General features: G+C 72.5%; 15 protein-coding genes. All 15 read left to right on the plus strand.

The features are described from left to right. Positions 1-15: 15 nt before the first annotated feature. Entirely contained in the window at positions 16-480 is a 465-nt protein-coding gene (locus WDV06_RS06035) for an ATP-binding protein (RefSeq protein WP_395508589.1), read from the plus strand. Beyond that, the gene (locus WDV06_RS06040; protein ID WP_395508590.1) at positions 462-1,721 is read left to right on the plus strand and encodes a PP2C family protein-serine/threonine phosphatase; all 1,260 of its coding nucleotides are present in this window, start codon (positions 462-464) and stop codon (positions 1,719-1,721) included. Before WDV06_RS06035 ends, WDV06_RS06040 begins: the two co-directional genes overlap by 19 nt. After that, the gene (locus WDV06_RS06045; protein ID WP_395508591.1) at positions 1,721-2,467 is read left to right on the plus strand and encodes an AAA family ATPase; all 747 of its coding nucleotides are present in this window, start codon (positions 1,721-1,723) and stop codon (positions 2,465-2,467) included. Before WDV06_RS06040 ends, WDV06_RS06045 begins: the two co-directional genes overlap by 1 nt. Before the next feature lie 69 nt (positions 2,468-2,536). Then, positions 2,537-3,277 carry a type 1 glutamine amidotransferase domain-containing protein gene (locus WDV06_RS06050; protein WP_395508592.1) on the plus strand — a complete coding sequence of 247 codons (741 nt, stop codon included), beginning with the start codon at positions 2,537-2,539 and terminating at the stop codon, positions 3,275-3,277. 26 nt (positions 3,278-3,303) lie between these two features. Next, entirely contained in the window at positions 3,304-4,788 is a 1,485-nt protein-coding gene (locus WDV06_RS06055) for an aldehyde dehydrogenase family protein (RefSeq protein ID WP_395508593.1), read from the plus strand. Between the two features lie 50 nt (positions 4,789-4,838). Continuing rightward, the gene (locus WDV06_RS06060) at positions 4,839-5,447 is read left to right on the plus strand and encodes an NADPH-dependent F420 reductase (protein ID WP_395508594.1); all 609 of its coding nucleotides are present in this window, start codon (positions 4,839-4,841) and stop codon (positions 5,445-5,447) included. Continuing rightward, on the plus strand, positions 5,438-5,971 hold the full coding sequence (locus WDV06_RS06065; protein ID WP_395508595.1) for a (2Fe-2S)-binding protein: 534 nt from the start codon (positions 5,438-5,440) through the stop codon (positions 5,969-5,971). Before WDV06_RS06060 ends, WDV06_RS06065 begins: the two co-directional genes overlap by 10 nt. A gap of 5 nt (positions 5,972-5,976) precedes the next feature. Further along, the gene (locus WDV06_RS06070) at positions 5,977-8,379 is read left to right on the plus strand and encodes a xanthine dehydrogenase family protein molybdopterin-binding subunit (RefSeq protein ID WP_395508596.1); all 2,403 of its coding nucleotides are present in this window, start codon (positions 5,977-5,979) and stop codon (positions 8,377-8,379) included. After that, the gene (locus WDV06_RS06075) at positions 8,376-9,203 is read left to right on the plus strand and encodes an FAD binding domain-containing protein (RefSeq protein WP_395508597.1); all 828 of its coding nucleotides are present in this window, start codon (positions 8,376-8,378) and stop codon (positions 9,201-9,203) included. Before WDV06_RS06070 ends, WDV06_RS06075 begins: the two co-directional genes overlap by 4 nt. A 42-nt stretch (positions 9,204-9,245) precedes the next feature. Further along, the gene (locus WDV06_RS06080; protein WP_395508598.1) at positions 9,246-10,505 is read left to right on the plus strand and encodes an MFS transporter; all 1,260 of its coding nucleotides are present in this window, start codon (positions 9,246-9,248) and stop codon (positions 10,503-10,505) included. A 2-nt stretch (positions 10,506-10,507) separates the two neighbouring features. After that, the gene (locus WDV06_RS06085; protein ID WP_395508599.1) at positions 10,508-11,950 is read left to right on the plus strand and encodes an ATP-binding protein; all 1,443 of its coding nucleotides are present in this window, start codon (positions 10,508-10,510) and stop codon (positions 11,948-11,950) included. A gap of 69 nt (positions 11,951-12,019) precedes the next feature. After that, positions 12,020-12,361, plus strand: a complete 342-nt coding sequence (locus tag WDV06_RS06090) for a nuclear transport factor 2 family protein (protein WP_395508600.1) — start codon at positions 12,020-12,022, stop codon at positions 12,359-12,361. Between the two features lie 83 nt (positions 12,362-12,444). Further along, the gene (locus tag WDV06_RS06095) at positions 12,445-13,089 is read left to right on the plus strand and encodes a TMEM175 family protein (RefSeq protein ID WP_395508601.1); all 645 of its coding nucleotides are present in this window, start codon (positions 12,445-12,447) and stop codon (positions 13,087-13,089) included. A gap of 73 nt (positions 13,090-13,162) precedes the next feature. Continuing rightward, positions 13,163-14,455 (plus strand): IS701 family transposase, encoded by a 1,293-nt coding sequence (locus WDV06_RS06100; RefSeq protein ID WP_395508602.1) that lies wholly within the window; start codon positions 13,163-13,165, stop codon positions 14,453-14,455. Next, positions 14,455-15,597, plus strand: coding sequence for an XdhC family protein (locus tag WDV06_RS06105; RefSeq protein ID WP_395508603.1), 1,143 nt, complete (start codon positions 14,455-14,457; stop codon positions 15,595-15,597). The genes WDV06_RS06100 and WDV06_RS06105 overlap by 1 nt, the downstream gene beginning before the upstream one ends. Positions 15,598-15,670 lie beyond the last annotated feature (73 nt).

The raw sequence follows: 15,670 nt of genomic DNA on the forward strand, positions 1-15,670 counted from the left end.
ACGCCGTCCGGGCCGGTGAGTGACGTGGTCGAACTGGCGAGGAAGCCCGACGTACTGGAGGTGCCCGCGACGCTGGGGGCACTGGGCGAGATCGCCGCGTTCGTCCTGCGGCTGGCCGGCCGGGCCCGCCTCGGCACCGGGGCGACGTACCGGATCCGGCTGGCCGTGGACGAACTGGCCACCAACATCGTGATGCACGGGTACCGGGGCGGCGAGGGACGGATCACCGTCCTGGGCCGCTCCGGTCCCGACGGGGTGCGGATCGTCATCGAGGACACCGCCCCCGCGTTCGACCCGGTCGCAGGCCGCCTGCCCCCCGCCCCCGGGGTCCCCCCGGAACGGCGCAGGGTCGGCGGTCTCGGCATCCACCTGGCCCTGACCAGCGTGGATTCGTACACCTATGCCCGCAGGGACGGCCGGAACATCAGCACGCTGACCGTCAAGGCCGAGGGGACGGACGCATGCCCTCCACGACCGTGATCATCCTCGACGTGTACCCGCTGCCCCCTCCCGGCCTGCTCGAAGCGCTCCGGCTGATGGACGCGGAACTCGTCACCCCCACCCTTCCGCACCTGCTGCGCGGCCGTCTGGACGCGCTGCCCGCCGGGGACGTGCTGCTCGTCCCCGCGGAAGCCGACGGGGACACCGTGCGCACCGTCGTACGCCGGCTGCGCCGCTGGGCCGGGGCCCCGGTCGTCGTCGCCTGGACCGTGGGGGACTTCGCCGCCCTGGAGCGGCACGTCCGCCTCGGCCACGACTACCTCGTCCCGCCCTTCCTGCCCGCCCTGGTCGCTGCCCGGCTGCGCAGTTGCACCGAGCGGGCGGGACTCGGCCGCACCGTGCAGGAGGCCGACGCGCGCGCCGAACTCATGGGCTACGAGAAGGAACTGGAGATCGGCCGGGAGATCCAGGCGGGTTTCCTGCCCGAATCACTGCCCGTCCCGGCCGGCTGGGAGATCGACGTCCGCTTCCGGCCGGCCCGGCAGGTCGCCGGGGACTTCTACGACGTCTTCGAGATCTCCCGGGGCCGCAGACTGGCCCTCGTGGTCGCCGACGTCTGCGACAAGGGGGTGGGCGCCGCCCTCTTCATGGCGCTCATCCGCTCCCTGCTCCGCCACACCGCCGAGAACAGCGGGCTCCAGCACCTGATGGCCGCCGGCCGCACCGGCGGCAGCCGGCGCACCCCGGTGGTCGGCGCGACCCCGTTGCTCAACGCGGTCACCGCCACCAACGGCTACCTCACCCGCAACCACCTCAGGCAGGGGTACTTCGCCACCCTCTTCTTCGGGGTCCTGGACCCCCGCACCGGCAGCCTCGTCTACATCAACGGTGGCCACAACCCACCGCTGCTGCTCTCCGGCGACGGCTCCGGCACCCGGGCCCTGGAGGTCACGGGACCGGCGGTCGGGGTCCTGCCCGACTGCGTCTACACCCTCGGCTACGCCCAGCTCGACCCGGGCGACACCCTCTTCGTGTTCACCGACGGAGTGCCCGAGGCACGCTGCCCCGAAGGCGACTTCCTCGGTGACGAGAGGATGCTCGAACTGCTCGCCGGCCCCCCGGCGAGCGGCCGGGACGTGGTCGACCTGATGGACCGGGCGGTGCGCGAGCACACCGGCACCGCCGAACAGCACGACGACGTCACCATGCTGGCCCTGCACCGGCCACGTGCGGCGCGGGGGCCGCATGCGGACGGTGCCGGCTACCGGGTGGTGGCGTGATGACCCGGACCATCGTGGTGCACTCGCACCGCGGGGGCACCGGCAAGTCATCGGTGCTGGCCAACCTGGCGCTGCTGCTGGCGGCGTCCGGACAGCGGGTCGGAGTGGTCGACACGGACCTCCAGTCGCCCACTCTGGACCTGCTGTTCGGGGTCGGACCGGGCACCGGCTCGCTGGCCGACTACCTGCTCGGCCGCTGCGAGATCGAGGCCGCAGCCCGGCCGGCCACGGTGCCGGGACTGTACGTCGTACCGGCCCGGACCGGGACGGCGGCCCTGCGCGAGCTGATGGCCACCGGGTACGACGTCGGACTGCTCCCGGAGGGCTTCGAGCGGCTGGCGCGCAGTCACGCGCTGGACGTCCTGCTGCTCGACACCCACGCCGGGCTCAACAACGAGTCGGTGACCGCCATGGGCAGCGCCGACATCGTACTGATCATGACCAGGGCGGACCGCGTCGACCTCTCCGGGGTCGAGGAGACCATCGCCCTCTCCGGGCGGCTGGCCTGCCGGCGCGCCCTGGTCCTGAGCATGGCGCCCGAGGGCGTCGACCACGCCGCCGTCCGCCGGCGCGCCGAGGAGGTATACGGCACCCCCCTGGCCGGAATCCTCCCGTACGTTCCGGAAATGGCGGCCCTCTACGGTGAACGCATATTCGCCGAGGCGTTCCCCGACCACCCCCTGGTCGGTGAATTCCGCTCGATCCTCACGGCGTTGGACGCACGTGACGAAGTATCGCGGGCCTGACGTCGCCCCCTTACGCGCCTCTTCAGGGGCGTGTTGAATCGGCAGCGAATCCAGAACAAGGAGAGAATCATGAGGATTCTCGTCGTCTTGACGGCAAAGGCCACCCTCCACCTCCTGGACGGGGAGCAGCACCCCTCGGGCTTCTGGGCCGAGGAATTCGTGGTTCCCTACACCCTCTTCCAGGCCGCCGGCCACACCGTCGACGTGGCGACGATCGGAGGGGCCACCCCCACGGTCGACCAGACCAGCATCGACCCCCAGTTCCTCCGGTACGTGCGCCCCGCGGGCTCGGCCGACGAGGACGCCGCCAACGCGGCCGAGTACGTCCGCGTCATCGAGCAGGCCCCTCAGCTCCGCAGCCCGCTCGCGATCGAGTCCCTCGGCGAGAAGGACGTCGCCGGGTACGACGCCCTCTACATCAGCGGCGGCCACGGGGCCATCGGCGACCTGCCCAAGTCCGACGAACTGGCGCAGCTGCTGCGCTGGGCCATCGCCCAGGACAAGCCCATCGCCACCGTCTGCCACGGCCACACCGCCCTCCTCGCGCTGCGCGACGGAGAGGGCCGCTGGCCCTTCGAGGGATACCGGATGACGGCGTTCTCCCACGACGAGGAACTGGTCACCAACATGGCCGGCCGCCTCCCGCTGATCCTGGAGGCCGAGCTGACCAGACTCGGCGCCCGCTACGAGAAGGCCGACGCGATCTGGGACTCCCACGTCGTCGTCGACCGCAAGCTCACCACCGGCCAGAACCCCTACTCCTCCAAGGCCCTCGCCGAGACGTTTCTGCGGCAGCTCGAAGAGGCCTAGCCCCCGCGACACCGGAAGGTGCAGCCATGACCAAGCGCGAGCTCAGCGGCCACCCCCTGGCCCATCCCGGGAAGCTGTTCATCGGCGGCCAGTGGGTCCCGGCCCGGGACGGCCGTACGGAACCGGACATCAGCCCGATCGACGGACAGGAGATCGTACCGGTGGCCCAGGCCGCCGCGACCGACGCGGACGCCGCCGTCGCGGCCGCCCGCACGGCGTACGAGGAAGGTCCCTGGAGCCGGCTGTCCGCCCAGGAGCGCGCGCTGCGGCTGAACCGCGTCGGCGAACTGATCGAACGGGACCTGGAGGAGATCGCCCTGCTGGAGACGGTGGACATGGGCAAGCCGTTCGCCTTCTCCAGCACCGTCGACGCACCGATGGCCGCCCAGCTCATGCACTACTACGCGGGCGCGGTCACCCGGGTCGACGGCTCCTCCAGGGCCCCCGCCGGCGGTCAGCTCGCCTACACCCTGCGCGAGCCGCTGGGCGTGGTCTGCGCCATCACCCCGTTCAACTTCCCGCTGCTGCTGTCGATGACCAAGATCGCCCCGGCGCTCGCGGCGGGGAACACGGTCGTCCACAAGCCCTCCCCGGCCACCCCGCTCACCGCCCTGAAGATCGCCGAGCTGTTCCAGGAGGCGGAGATCCCCGACGGGGTGCTGAACGTGGTCACCGGACCCGGCGTGGAGCTGGGGGAGACCCTCACCGGTCACCCCGGTATCGACAAGATCGCCTTCACCGGCTCCACCGCCGTCGGACAGTCGATCATCCGCAAGTCGGCCGGCACCCTGAAGAAGGTGACGATGGAACTCGGCGGCAAGTCCGCCAACATCGTCTTCGCCGACGCCGACCTCGACGCCGCCGAGGAACTCGCCTTCTTCGGCATCTACTACAACAAGGGCGAGATCTGCACGGCCGGCTCCCGGCTGCTGCTCCAGCGCCCGATCCACGACGAACTCGTCGAACGCCTGGTGCGCCGGGCCGCCGCCCTCAAGCCCGGCGACCCGCGCGACCCGGCGACCCTCTTCGGGCCGCTCGCGCATCGCGCCCAGTTCGACAAGGTCAGCTCCTACATCGAGGTGGGCGAGAAGGAAGGCGCGGTGCTGCGCACCGGAGGCTCCGGCTGGACCCCCGAGGGGGCCTCCAGCCAGGGGCTGTACTTCCTGCCGACCGTCTTCACCGGCGTCGACAACGGGATGCGGATCGCCCAGGAGGAGATCTTCGGGCCCGTCCTGTCGGTCATCCCCTTCGACACCGAGGAGGACGCCGTGCGCATCGCCAACGACAGCGCGTACGGCCTCGCCGCAGGCGTCCACACCAAGGACCTGCGCCGGGCCCACCGGGTCGCCTCGCAGATCAAGGCCGGCACCGTCTGGGTCAACTGCTACAACCAGTACGACCCCTCCGTCCCCTACGGCGGCTACAAGGCCTCCGGCTACGGCCGCGAGTGCGGACCGGAGTCCCTGGAGAGCTACACCCAGACCAAGTCGGTCTGGATCGGCATGGACTGACGTACGGACCGATGTCCGGCAGCGCCGGACCGAGTGATCGAGGAGCCTCAATGCGGACAGGCGTCATCGGCACCGGGCGGATCGGCTCGACCCTCGCGAGGATCCTGGTGGCGGCAGGCCACGAGGTGGTCCTCGCCAACGCCACCGGGCCGCGGTCCCTCGCCCCCCTGCTCGCCGAACTGGGCCCCGCCGCCACCGCGGCGCGCCCCGTCGAGGCGGCCGGCCGGGCCGACCTCCTGGTGCTGATGGTGCCCTACGCGAGCGTGCGCGGGCTGCTGCCCCCGCACGTCGTGCAGGACAAGGTGCTGGTGGACGCCACCAACGCCTTCGGCGGCCCCGGCACACCCGCCGACCTGGGCGGCCGCGCCTCCAGCGAACTGGTCGCCGAGTGGTACCCCGGCGCCCGGGTCGTGAAATCCCTGAACACCATGCATTACGAAACCCTGGCCGTCGCCGGAAAAGCCGGAGGGGAACGCCTCGCGCATTACACGGCGGGCGACGACCCGAAGGCGAAGGAAATCGTCGCGGGAATCATCACCGATCTCGGATTCGCCGCCGTCGACACCGGACCGCTGCATTCCGGAGGAATTCTCCAGCAGCCCGGCGGCCCCCTCTTCAACCGGTCGCTCACGGAAGCGCAGGCGCTCGCATGGATCTGACACCCGCCCCCACCCTGACCCTCCACGTCAACGGAAGACCCGAGGAGTTCGCGGCCCGGCCGAGCGAACTCCTCGTGGAACGGCTCCGCGACGGACTCGGCCTCACCGGCACCAAGGTCGGCTGCGACACCGGCCAGTGCGGCACCTGCGTGGTCCGCCTCGACGGCCGGTCCGTCAAGAGCTGCCTGGTCCTCACCGCCTCCGCCGCCGGCTCCGAGGTCACCACCATCGAGGGGGTGTCCGACCGGGGCGGGGAGCTGACCGGCCTCCAGGAGGCCCTGCGCCAGGAGCACGGCACCCAGTGCGGCTTCTGCACCCCCGGCATGGTCATGGCCCTCGGCGAGCTCGTCGAGAACACCGCACCCGGAACGGCGCCCACCGAGCCCGAGATCCGCGAGTGGCTCACCGGCAACCTGTGCCGCTGCACCGGCTACCACAGCGTGGTCCGGGGCGTGCAGCGCGCCTGCGCCGCTCCCGCGCCGTCCGCCGCCGACTCCGTCGTGCCCGCGGCCGAGGGGCGGTGAGGGGGATGACCACCGTGACGGGGGAGAGCACCACCGCGGGCGGGGTCCTCGGACAGCCGCTCGACAGCCGCGAGGACCCGCAACTGCTGCGCGGCGAAGCCGTGTACGTGGCCGACATCGACCTTCCGGGCACCGCGCACATGGCCATCCTGGGCAGCCCGGTGGCCCACGCGCGGATCCTCTCCATCGACACCGCGGAGGCCGAGCGGCTGCCGGGCGTCCTGAAGGTGGCCACCGCCGCCGACTTCGCCGACGTCATGCCGCTGCCCTGCATCTGGATACCGGGCGGGGTGGAGAGCCACTTCCCGCCCCACCCCTACGGACTTCCCGGCGCCCGCCCCGTGCTCACCGGCGACACCGTCCGGCACGTCGGCGACCCGATCGCCGTCGTCGTCGCCGAGACCCCGCGCCAGGCCGCCGCCGCCCTCACCGCGGTGCGCGTGGAGTACGAGCCGCTGCCCGTGGTCACCCGGGCCGACGAGGCCCTCGCCGAGGGTGCCCCGCAGCTGCACGAGGCCGTCCCCGGCAACCTCAACGCGTACTGGACCTGCGGCGACAAGGAGCGCACCGACGCGGCCATCGACCGCGCCGAGGTCACCGTCGAGCTGGACCTCGTCAACCAGCGCACCATCAACAGCCCCATCGAACCGCGCGGAGCCGTCGGCGACTACAACGCCGCCACCGGCGAGTACACCCTCTACGCCTCCACCCAGGGACCGCACAACCACCGGTTCCTGCTCTCCGCGCTGGTCCTCGGCATCCCCTTCAACAAGCTGAGGGTGATCGCCCCCACCGTCGGCGGCAGCTTCGGCACCAAGGGCTACCTCTACCCCGACATGGCGCTGGTCCTGCTGCTCTCCAAGGCGCTCGGCCGGCCCGTCAAATGGGTCGACACCCGCACCGGGCTGATGAACTCCACCGTCCAGGGCCGTGACCACCGCCAGCACGTCACCCTCGCCGGCACCCGCGACGGCCGCATCACCGCCGTGCGCTGCACCAGCTACGCCAACCTCGGCGCCTACCCCTCCACCATCGGCCCCGGTGTCGCCACCGCCCTGATGGGCCGCTCCATCACCGGCATGTACGAGATCCCCGCCGCCTTCTGCGAGGTGTACGCGGCCTTCACCAACACGGTCTCGCTCGGCGCCCAGCGCGGCAGCGGCCGCGCCGAGGCCGCCTTCCTGATGGAGCGCCTCGTCGACCGGTACGCCGCCGAGATCGGCATGGACCCGGCTGAGGTCCGCCGCAGGAACCTGGTGCCGAAGGAGAAGTTCCCGTACGACAACGGCCTCGGCTGGACCTACGACTCCGGGAACTACGCGCCCAACTTCGAACGCGCCCTGGAGCTGGCCGGATACGCCGACATGCCGGCCCGCAAGGCCGCGGCCCGCGCCCGCGGCAAGCGCCTCGGCGTCGGCCTCGCCACCTACGTGGCCATCTGCGGCGTCGGCCCCTCGACCCGGATGTCCAAGGAGGGCATGCTCGGCGGCACCTGGGAGAGCGCCAACATCCGCGTCCACCCCACCGGCGAGGTCACCGTCACCGTCGGCTCCGCCTCCACCGGCCAGAGCCACGGCACCGTCTTCGCCATGGTCGCCGCCGACGAACTCGGCATCGACCCGGCGCAGGTCCAGGTGTACGAGGGGGACACGCTCAAGGCACCGTACGGGCAGGGCACCTACGGCTCCCGCTCGTACAGCATGGCCGCCCCCGCCGTCGCCCTCACCGCCCGCAAGATCAAGGCCAAGCTGATCCGGGCCGGGGCCGTCTTCCTGAACGTCCCCGAGGAGAAGGTCGTCTACGAGAACGGCGGCGTCCACGAGGCCGGGAACCCGGAGAACGCCAAGACCTTCGCCGAGCTGGCGATGGCGATGTGGTACGGCTGGGGCCTGCCCCCCGACATCGAACCGGCCCTCGACGAGACCACCCACTTCGACCCGCCGGACTTCAACTACCCCTTCGGCACGCACGTCGCCGTCGTCGAGGTCGACGAACTCACCGGCGAGACCGAGGTGGTGGACTACACCGCCGTCGACGACGCCGGCAACATCGGCAACCCGAAGATCGTCCACGGCCAGATCGAGGGCAGCATCGTGCACGGCCTGGGCCAGGCCCTGATGGAGGCCGCCGAGTACGACGAGAACGGCATCCTCCTCAGCGCCGACCTGACCCGCTACGCCCTCCCCCGCGCCGCCGACGTGCCCTTCTTCACCCTCGACCGGACCGTCACGCCCTCGCCGCACAACCCGCTCGGCGCCAAGGGCGCCGGTGAGATCGCCACCGTGCCGCCCGCCGCCGCCGTCGTCAACGCGGTCGTCGACGCCCTCGCCGACCTGGGCGTCCGGCACATCGACATGCCGCTGACCCCCGAGAAGGTCTGGCGCGTACTCGAAGGAGGGGACCGGTGATCCTCACCGAGTTCGACTACGCCCGGCCCGCCTCCCTCGACGAGGCCCTCGCCCTGCTGGCAGGCACCGACGGGGCCCGCCTGCTGGCCGGCGGCCAGAGCCTGCTGCCCGGCCTGCGCACCGGGGCCGAGCGGGCCCGCCTCCTGGTCGACGTACGCCGGCTCGCACAGCTGCGGGGCGTCGAACAGGCCGGCGGGGAGCTGCGGATCGGGGCCCTGACCACCCTCGCCGAGCTCGCCGCGCACCCGCTGGTGCTCGCCGGGGCGCCGGAGCTGGCCGCCGCGGCCCGCGCCAACGGGGACCCACAGGTCCGCAACCTCGGCACCGTGGGCGGCAACCTGGCCGCCACCGAACGGCCCACCGACCTGCCCGTCGCCGCCCTCGCCGCGGGCGCACGGGCCGAGCTCGCCGGACCCGGCGGGACCCGCACGGTCGGGGCCGAGGAGCTCGCCGCCTCCGGGGTGCCCGGCGGGGAGGTGCTGACCGCCCTGCTGGTGCCCGCGGCCGGAGCGGCGGCCGCCTTCGAGAAGACCGCCGACCGGGCCACCCGCTACCCGCTGTGCGCCGCCGCCGTACGGATCACCCCCGACGGGCCGCGCATCGCGGTCACCGGAGCCACCCCCCGCGCCCTGCGCCTGCGCGGGGTCGAGGACCGGCTGCGCGGGGGCCCGTACACGACCCAGGCGGTGCTCGCGGCGTTCCGCGCCGAGCCCAGGGAGCTGTTCGTCCCCGGGCGCGGTACCTCGGCCGAGTACCTGGGCCACCTCGCGGGCGTGCTCACGGCCCGCGCGCTGGCCAGGGCGGCGGCCCACAGCAGCGCCTGAGACGGCCCGCCGGGGCAGGGCGGGGGAGTGGAGTTGACCAGCGTGTTCGAACCGAACGAGACGACGAGAACGGGAGGGACCCGCCACCCGGCGGGCCGCGCGGCGGCCCGGCCGAGACCGTCCGGCTTCTGGGTGGTGGGCTCGGTCCTCGTACTGCTGATGCTCTCCTCCTCCGTGCCCTCGGCCCTCTACGTCCTCTACCAGCAGCGCTGGGGCCTGTCCTCCGGCGTCGTCACGGTGGTCTTCGCCGTGTACGCCGTCACCGTGCTCGCCGGGCTGCTGCTGTTCGGCTCGCTCTCCGACACCCTGGGGCGCCGGCCCGTCCTCGGCGCCGGACTGGTCCTGGCGATCGTCTCCATGGGCCTGTTCGCCGGGGCCGGCGGGCTCGGCCTGCTGCTCGCCGCCCGCGCCGTGCAGGGGCTGGCGGTGGGCCTGGCCACCGGCGCGATGGGCGCGGCCCTGCTGGAACTCAGCCCCCGCTCGCGGCCCGCCCTGGGGGCCCAGGTCAACAGCGCGGGGCCGACCGTCGGCATCGGCCTGGGCGGGCTCGGGGCCGGGCTGCTCGTGCAGTACGCGCCCGCGCCGACGGTGCTGAGCTACCTGATCCTGGTCGTCGCCTTCGCGGTCGCCCTGGTGGGGGTGGTCCGGATGGGCGAGAGCGCGCCCGGCGCGGGCCGCCGGCTCCGCGTGGTGCCGCACCGGATCCGGGTACCGGCCGCCGTACGGCGCAGGTTCGCCGTGCTGGTGCTGACGGTGGTGGCCGTCTGGACCGTCGGCGGCTTCTACCTCTCGCTCGGGCCGCACCTGGCCCTGTCCCTGCTCCACACCACCAACTACCTGGCCGGCGGGGCCACGGTGGCCCTGCTCGCCGGCTCCGCCACCGTCGCCCAGCTGCTGCTGGGCCGCACCGCCCCCCTGCGCACCGCCGTCCTGGGGCTGCTCGGGCTGCTCGCCGGGCTCGCCCTGGTACTGCTGGCCCTGGGCCTGGGCTCGGCGCCCGTGTTCCTCGTCGCCACCGCCGTCCTCGGCACCGGCTGGGGGGCGGCGTTCCTCGGCTCGTTCCGCGCCATCAGCACCCTCGCCGAGCCGGAGCACCGCGGCGAACTGACCGCCGCCGTCTACGTCTTCGCGTACCTCGCCATGAGCGTCCCGGCGGTCCTCGCCGGGCTCCTGACCAACATCCACGGCCTGCAGCGCACCTCCGTCGGCTTCATGGCCGCCGTCGCCGCGGTGTGCGCGCTGGCCCTGTTCACGACCCTGCGGCTGGCGGCACGCACCAGGGCCGAGGGGAGCACCCTGTGACTGTGAGCACCAAGGAGCTGCGGACCACCCTCCAGGGGCTGGAGATCTTCGCCGCGCTCACCGAGGACCAGCTGGACTGGCTCGTCTCGGTCTCCCACCTGCGCGTCCTGGCCGACGGGGAGGTCCTCTTCCGCGACGGGGACGAGGCCACCTGCTTCCACGTGCTGGTCTCCGGCGGGCTGGTGGTCACCAAGGTCGTCGACGGGCGCGAGGAGGTCCTGACCCGGCACTCCACCGAGGAGCAGAGCGCCGCCGCAGAGGAGCACGACGGCAAGCCCGCCGCCGCGCACCGCTTCACCGGGGAGCTGCCCCTGCTGACCGACGGCTCCTACGTGGCCACCGCCTCCGCGAGCGGCCCGGCGACGACCGTCGTGGCCTACCCCAAGCCGGTCTTCTTCGAGATGCTGACCCGCTGCAACGGGGTGGCCGCCGTCCTGATCCCGGTCCTGGCCTGGCGGATCAAGTCCTCCGAGGTCCAGGCCCGCAAACGGGCCACCGTCGAGGCGCTCGGCACCCTGGCGGCCGGCCTCGCGCACGAGCTCAACAACCCGGCCGCCGCGGTGGCCCGGGCCGCGCAGGAGCTGGTCCCCGCCCTGGAGCGGCTGACCGACACCGCGTACAGGTGGGGAGCGGCCGCCACGGACGAGGAGCGGGGCGTACTGGAGCGCCTGGCCGCGGAGCTGGACCGGCTCCCGCCGCCGGAGACCACCGACCCGCTGGCCCAGGCCGACGCCGAGGAGGAGATTACCGACTGGGCCGAGGAGGCCGGCGCGGCCCGGCCCGGGCTGCTCGGCTCGGGGGCCTCCGACCTCGGGCTGGAGGTCGGCCGGCTGCGGGAGTGGCTGGAGGGGATCGGCCAGGGCGCCCTGCCCGCCGCCCTGGACCACCTGGCGGCGCTGCTGGAGGCCCGCTCCCTCGCCGCCGAGCTGCGCGCGGCCGGCCCCCGCATCTCCCAGCTGGTCGCGGCCACCCGGGACTACGCGAACCTCGACCGGGCCCCCGAGCAGCGGTTCGCCGTGACCGACGGGCTGGAGAACACCCTGGTCGTGCTCCGCTCCAAGCTCACCGGGATCACCGTCGTGCGCGCCTACGACCCCGACCTGCCGGAGCTGACCGGCTACCCGGGGGAGCTCAACCAGGTGTGGACCAACCTGGTCGACAACGCCGTCGAGGCCATGGAGGGGTCGGGGACGCTGACCCTGCGCTGCCACCCCGAGGGCGTCTGCATGGTCGTGGAGATCACCGACACCGGCCGGGGCATCCCGGAGGACGTCCTGCCCCGCATCTTCGAGCCCTTCTACACGACGAAGGACGTGGGCAAGGGCACCGGTCTGGGGCTGCACCTCAGCTACCGGATCGTGACCCAGCGCCACCACGGGTCGATCACGGCCCGCTCCCGCCCGGGCGAGACCCGGATGCTCGTGCGCCTGCCCCTGGCCGGCTGAGCCGCCCCGGCCGCCCTCGATCCGTCACCCCGCACGCCGTCACCCACACCCACCGAAAGGAAGTCGAACATGGCCAAGTACGACATCTCCGCGCTGCACCCGGTCTTCGTCCGCCAGATGGACGCCCTGGCCGCGCTGGACATCGAGGCGGTGATGAAGAACTACACCGAGGACGCCGTCCTGGTCCGCTTCGAGGGCGCCTCGGTGGGGATCGAGGCCGTTCGCGAGACGTTCACCGGCTATCTCACCCTGAAGCCCGCGCTCGTCGAACTCCAGGAGTACATCGAGACCGACGACACCATCTTCTACCGGGCGATCATGAACCTGAACGGTGCTCCGGAGCACGCGTTCGGGACACTGATCGTCCGCGATGGCCGGATCTGGCGCCAGACTGCCGGCTTCGGCAGCTGACCGCCCTTTCGTGGGTAGCGTGGACGGGGAGGGCGGAGACCGCGCCCTCCCCGCCCACGTAAGGGATTGGTGAAGGGGAGGTCATGGAGCAGGAAACCAACCGGGTTGAGGCGTTCAGCGATGGCGTATTCGCCATCGTGATCACCATTCTGGTGCTGGAGTTAAAGGTTCCGGAAGAGCAGGGATCCGCCCTGTGGCACGGACTGTGGGAGCAATGGCCGCACTATGCCGCGTATCTGGTGAGTTTCCTCATCATCGGCGTCATGTGGGTGAACCACCACACGATCTTCAGTCACCTCAAGAGGGTCGACCGACCCCTGTTGTTCCTGAATCTCCTGGTGCTGATGGTGGTTTCGGTGATTCCCTACACCACCAACATCCTCGCCGAGCACCTCACCGACGGGGATTCGGCCAATGTCGCGGCGATCCTCTACAGTTCGTGGACCGTCGTGTACGCTCTCGCCTTCCTGGGCTTCTGGTGGTACGTCACCCAGGTCGGCCACCTGTTCCACGAAGCGGTGGACAAGGACGGGGCCCGGGCCACCCGGGTGCGATTCGGACTGGGCGCGGTCGCCTACCCCTTGACCGTGATTCTGTCCTTCTTCTCCGCACCCCTCACTCTCGTCGCACACTTCCTGATCGCGCTCTACTACGCCGCGAACCAGATCCCCATCCCACTCGTGGTAGAAGAAGAGCGGCTCGAATCTGGCAGCGACCTCAGGAAGTAGCCGCAGGGCCCTACGGCCGTTCTCGGCGGTCAAGTAGGGTCAAGGTCCGGTCTGGTCGCGGGGGAGGCTCCAGATGGTTCACGCAGTGCGGCCGGAGGATTCCAGTACGGAAATCTCCGAATTGATCGACGTATTGATCTCGCTATTCTTCGAGTCTTTACCGCGGCGGGACCAGCGAAACTGGGCCCGCGTTTATCTCAACGGTCTGGTGAGTACCAGCGGGAAGAAAACCATCCGCAACATCGCGGGAACGGGGGCCAGTTCCGTCGAGCAGAGCCTCCAGCAGTTCATCAGCAAATCCCCCTGGGACTGGACCCCGGTACGGCGGTCCCTCGCCCAGCACCTCGAACGCACCGCGCAGCGCCCGCTGGCCTGGGTGGTGCAGCCCATGGTCATCGAGAAGGCCGGTGACCGCTCCGTCGGAGTCGGCAGGCAGTTCGTCCCACAGCTCGGCCGCACCGCCAACTGCCAGCAGGCCGGCGGGATCTGGCTCGCCTCCAGCGAGGCCAGCTTCCCCGTCGAATGGACCCTCACCCTGCCCGGCCCCTGGACCAGCGAACTGCTGCGCCGCCGCCGGGCCGGCATCCCCGACACCGCACGCTCGCAGACACCCGCCCTGGACGCCGTCCACGCGGTCCAGCGCATGGCCGCCACCTGGCAGCTCCAGCGCCGCCCGGTCGTCATGGAGGTCTCCAACAGCGACCTCCCGCCCGTCCTGGAGGCCTTCGCCCTCCAGGACATCCCCTTCGTCCTCAAGGTCGACGGCTCCCTGCCCGTCTCCTTCGGCGGAGCGGGCCGCCACAAGCCCGGCCCGTACACCGCGCCCGCCCGTGAGCTGATCGACTCGCTGCGCTCCCAGCGCCGCGTCGTCGAGTGGACCCGGCACGGCAGGTCCGAGGGAGCGGTCACCCTGCTCACCTCGGCCCACATCCTCGCCACCCCCGCCGAGGACCGCCCCGTGCCCGCCGCGCCCACCCCGCTGCTCCTGATGGGCGCCTGGACCGAGGCCTCCCTGCTGCCCTCCGAGTTCTGGATCACCAACATCGGGGACCGGCCGCTCGCCCAGCTCTTCCTGCTCGCCAAACTCACCGACCGGGTCGCCCTGGACTTCACCGAGACCTGCGAACCCGTCGGCATCCGCGACTTCGAGGGCCGCTCCTTCCGCGGCTGGCACCACCACGCCACCCTCGCCAGCGTCGCCCACGCGGCCCGGCTCCTCGGCACCGGCGGGCGGACCCCCGACCCGGTGTCCCTCGCCTCGCCCGCCCGCTACCCGGGCGGACACCCCGCGGGCCGCCCACCCGCCGTCCTGCCGCCGAGGCCCCTGATCCCGGGCCAGTCCGCGCGCCGCGCGTACATCCGCTGATGCTCGACATCGCCGGACCCCTGCGCGGCTGGTGCGCCGAGCGCCGCGAGTTCGCCCTGGCCACCGTGGTCGCCGTCAGCGGAAGCGCACCCCGCGGCCCCGGTGCCAGCCTGGCCGTGGACGCCGGCGGCACCGCGCTCGGCTCCCTCTCCGGGGGCTGCGTGGAGTCCGCCGTCCACGAGCTCTGCCTGGACGCCATCGCCTCGGGCCGCGGCGGTGTCCACCGCTTCGGCTACAGCGACGACGACGCCTTCGCGGTGGGGCTGACCTGCGGCGGGGTCCTGGACGTACTGGTCACCCCGGTGCGCGGCCAGGACCCCGTGCGCCCCGTCCTCGGCTCCGTCCTCGACGCCGCCGCCGACGGGGGCCGGGCCGCGCTGGCACGGGTGGTCTCCGGACCGCCCGGCCAGCTCGGCCGGGCCCTGGCCGTCCACGCCGACGGCTCCTGGGAGGGCGGCCTCGGCGGCGGGGCCGCCCTGGACCGGGCCGCCGCCGAACAGGTCCGCGCCCTCCTGCTGGCCGGGCGGACCGGCACCGCCGAGCTGGGCACCGCCGGCGGGCTCTGCGGCGAGCCGCTCACCCTGCTGGTGGAATCCGCAGCCGAACGGCCCCGGCTGATCGTCTACGGAGCCGTCGACTTCGCCTCCGCCCTGGCCCGGATGGGCGCCTTCCTCGGCCACCGGGTCACCGTCTGCGACGCCCGGCCCGTCTTCGCCACCCCCGAGCGCTTCCCCGGCGCCGACGAGGTGATCGTGGACTGGCCCCACCGCCACCTGGCCGCGGAACACGACGCCGGGCGCCTGGACCCCCGTACGGCCGTGTGCGTCCTGACCCACGACGCCAAGTTCGACGTGCCCGTCCTCGCCCTGGCCCTGCGGCTGCCCCTGGCGTACGTCGGGGCCATGGGATCGCGCCGCACCCACGACGAGCGGACCGGACGGCTGCGGGCCGAGGGGGTGACCGAGGCCGAGCTGGCCCGGCTCAGATCGCCCATAGGCCTCGACCTGGGCGGACGCACCCCCGAAGAGACCGCCGTCGCCATCGCGGCCGAGCTCACCGCCGTCCGCCACGGGGCCACGGCCGCCCCGCTGACCGGGGGCCGACACCCCCTGCACCACCCCGTCGGGACCATCGCCTCGTAGGAAGAGACCACACGGCCCGGAATGTCCTGGACGATCAGCCCGGGCGGCATGGACGCCGGGCCGTGGGAGAATG

This window comes from Streptomyces racemochromogenes, assembly GCF_044129415.1.
Taxonomy (GTDB): domain Bacteria; phylum Actinomycetota; class Actinomycetes; order Streptomycetales; family Streptomycetaceae; genus Streptomyces; species Streptomyces racemochromogenes_A.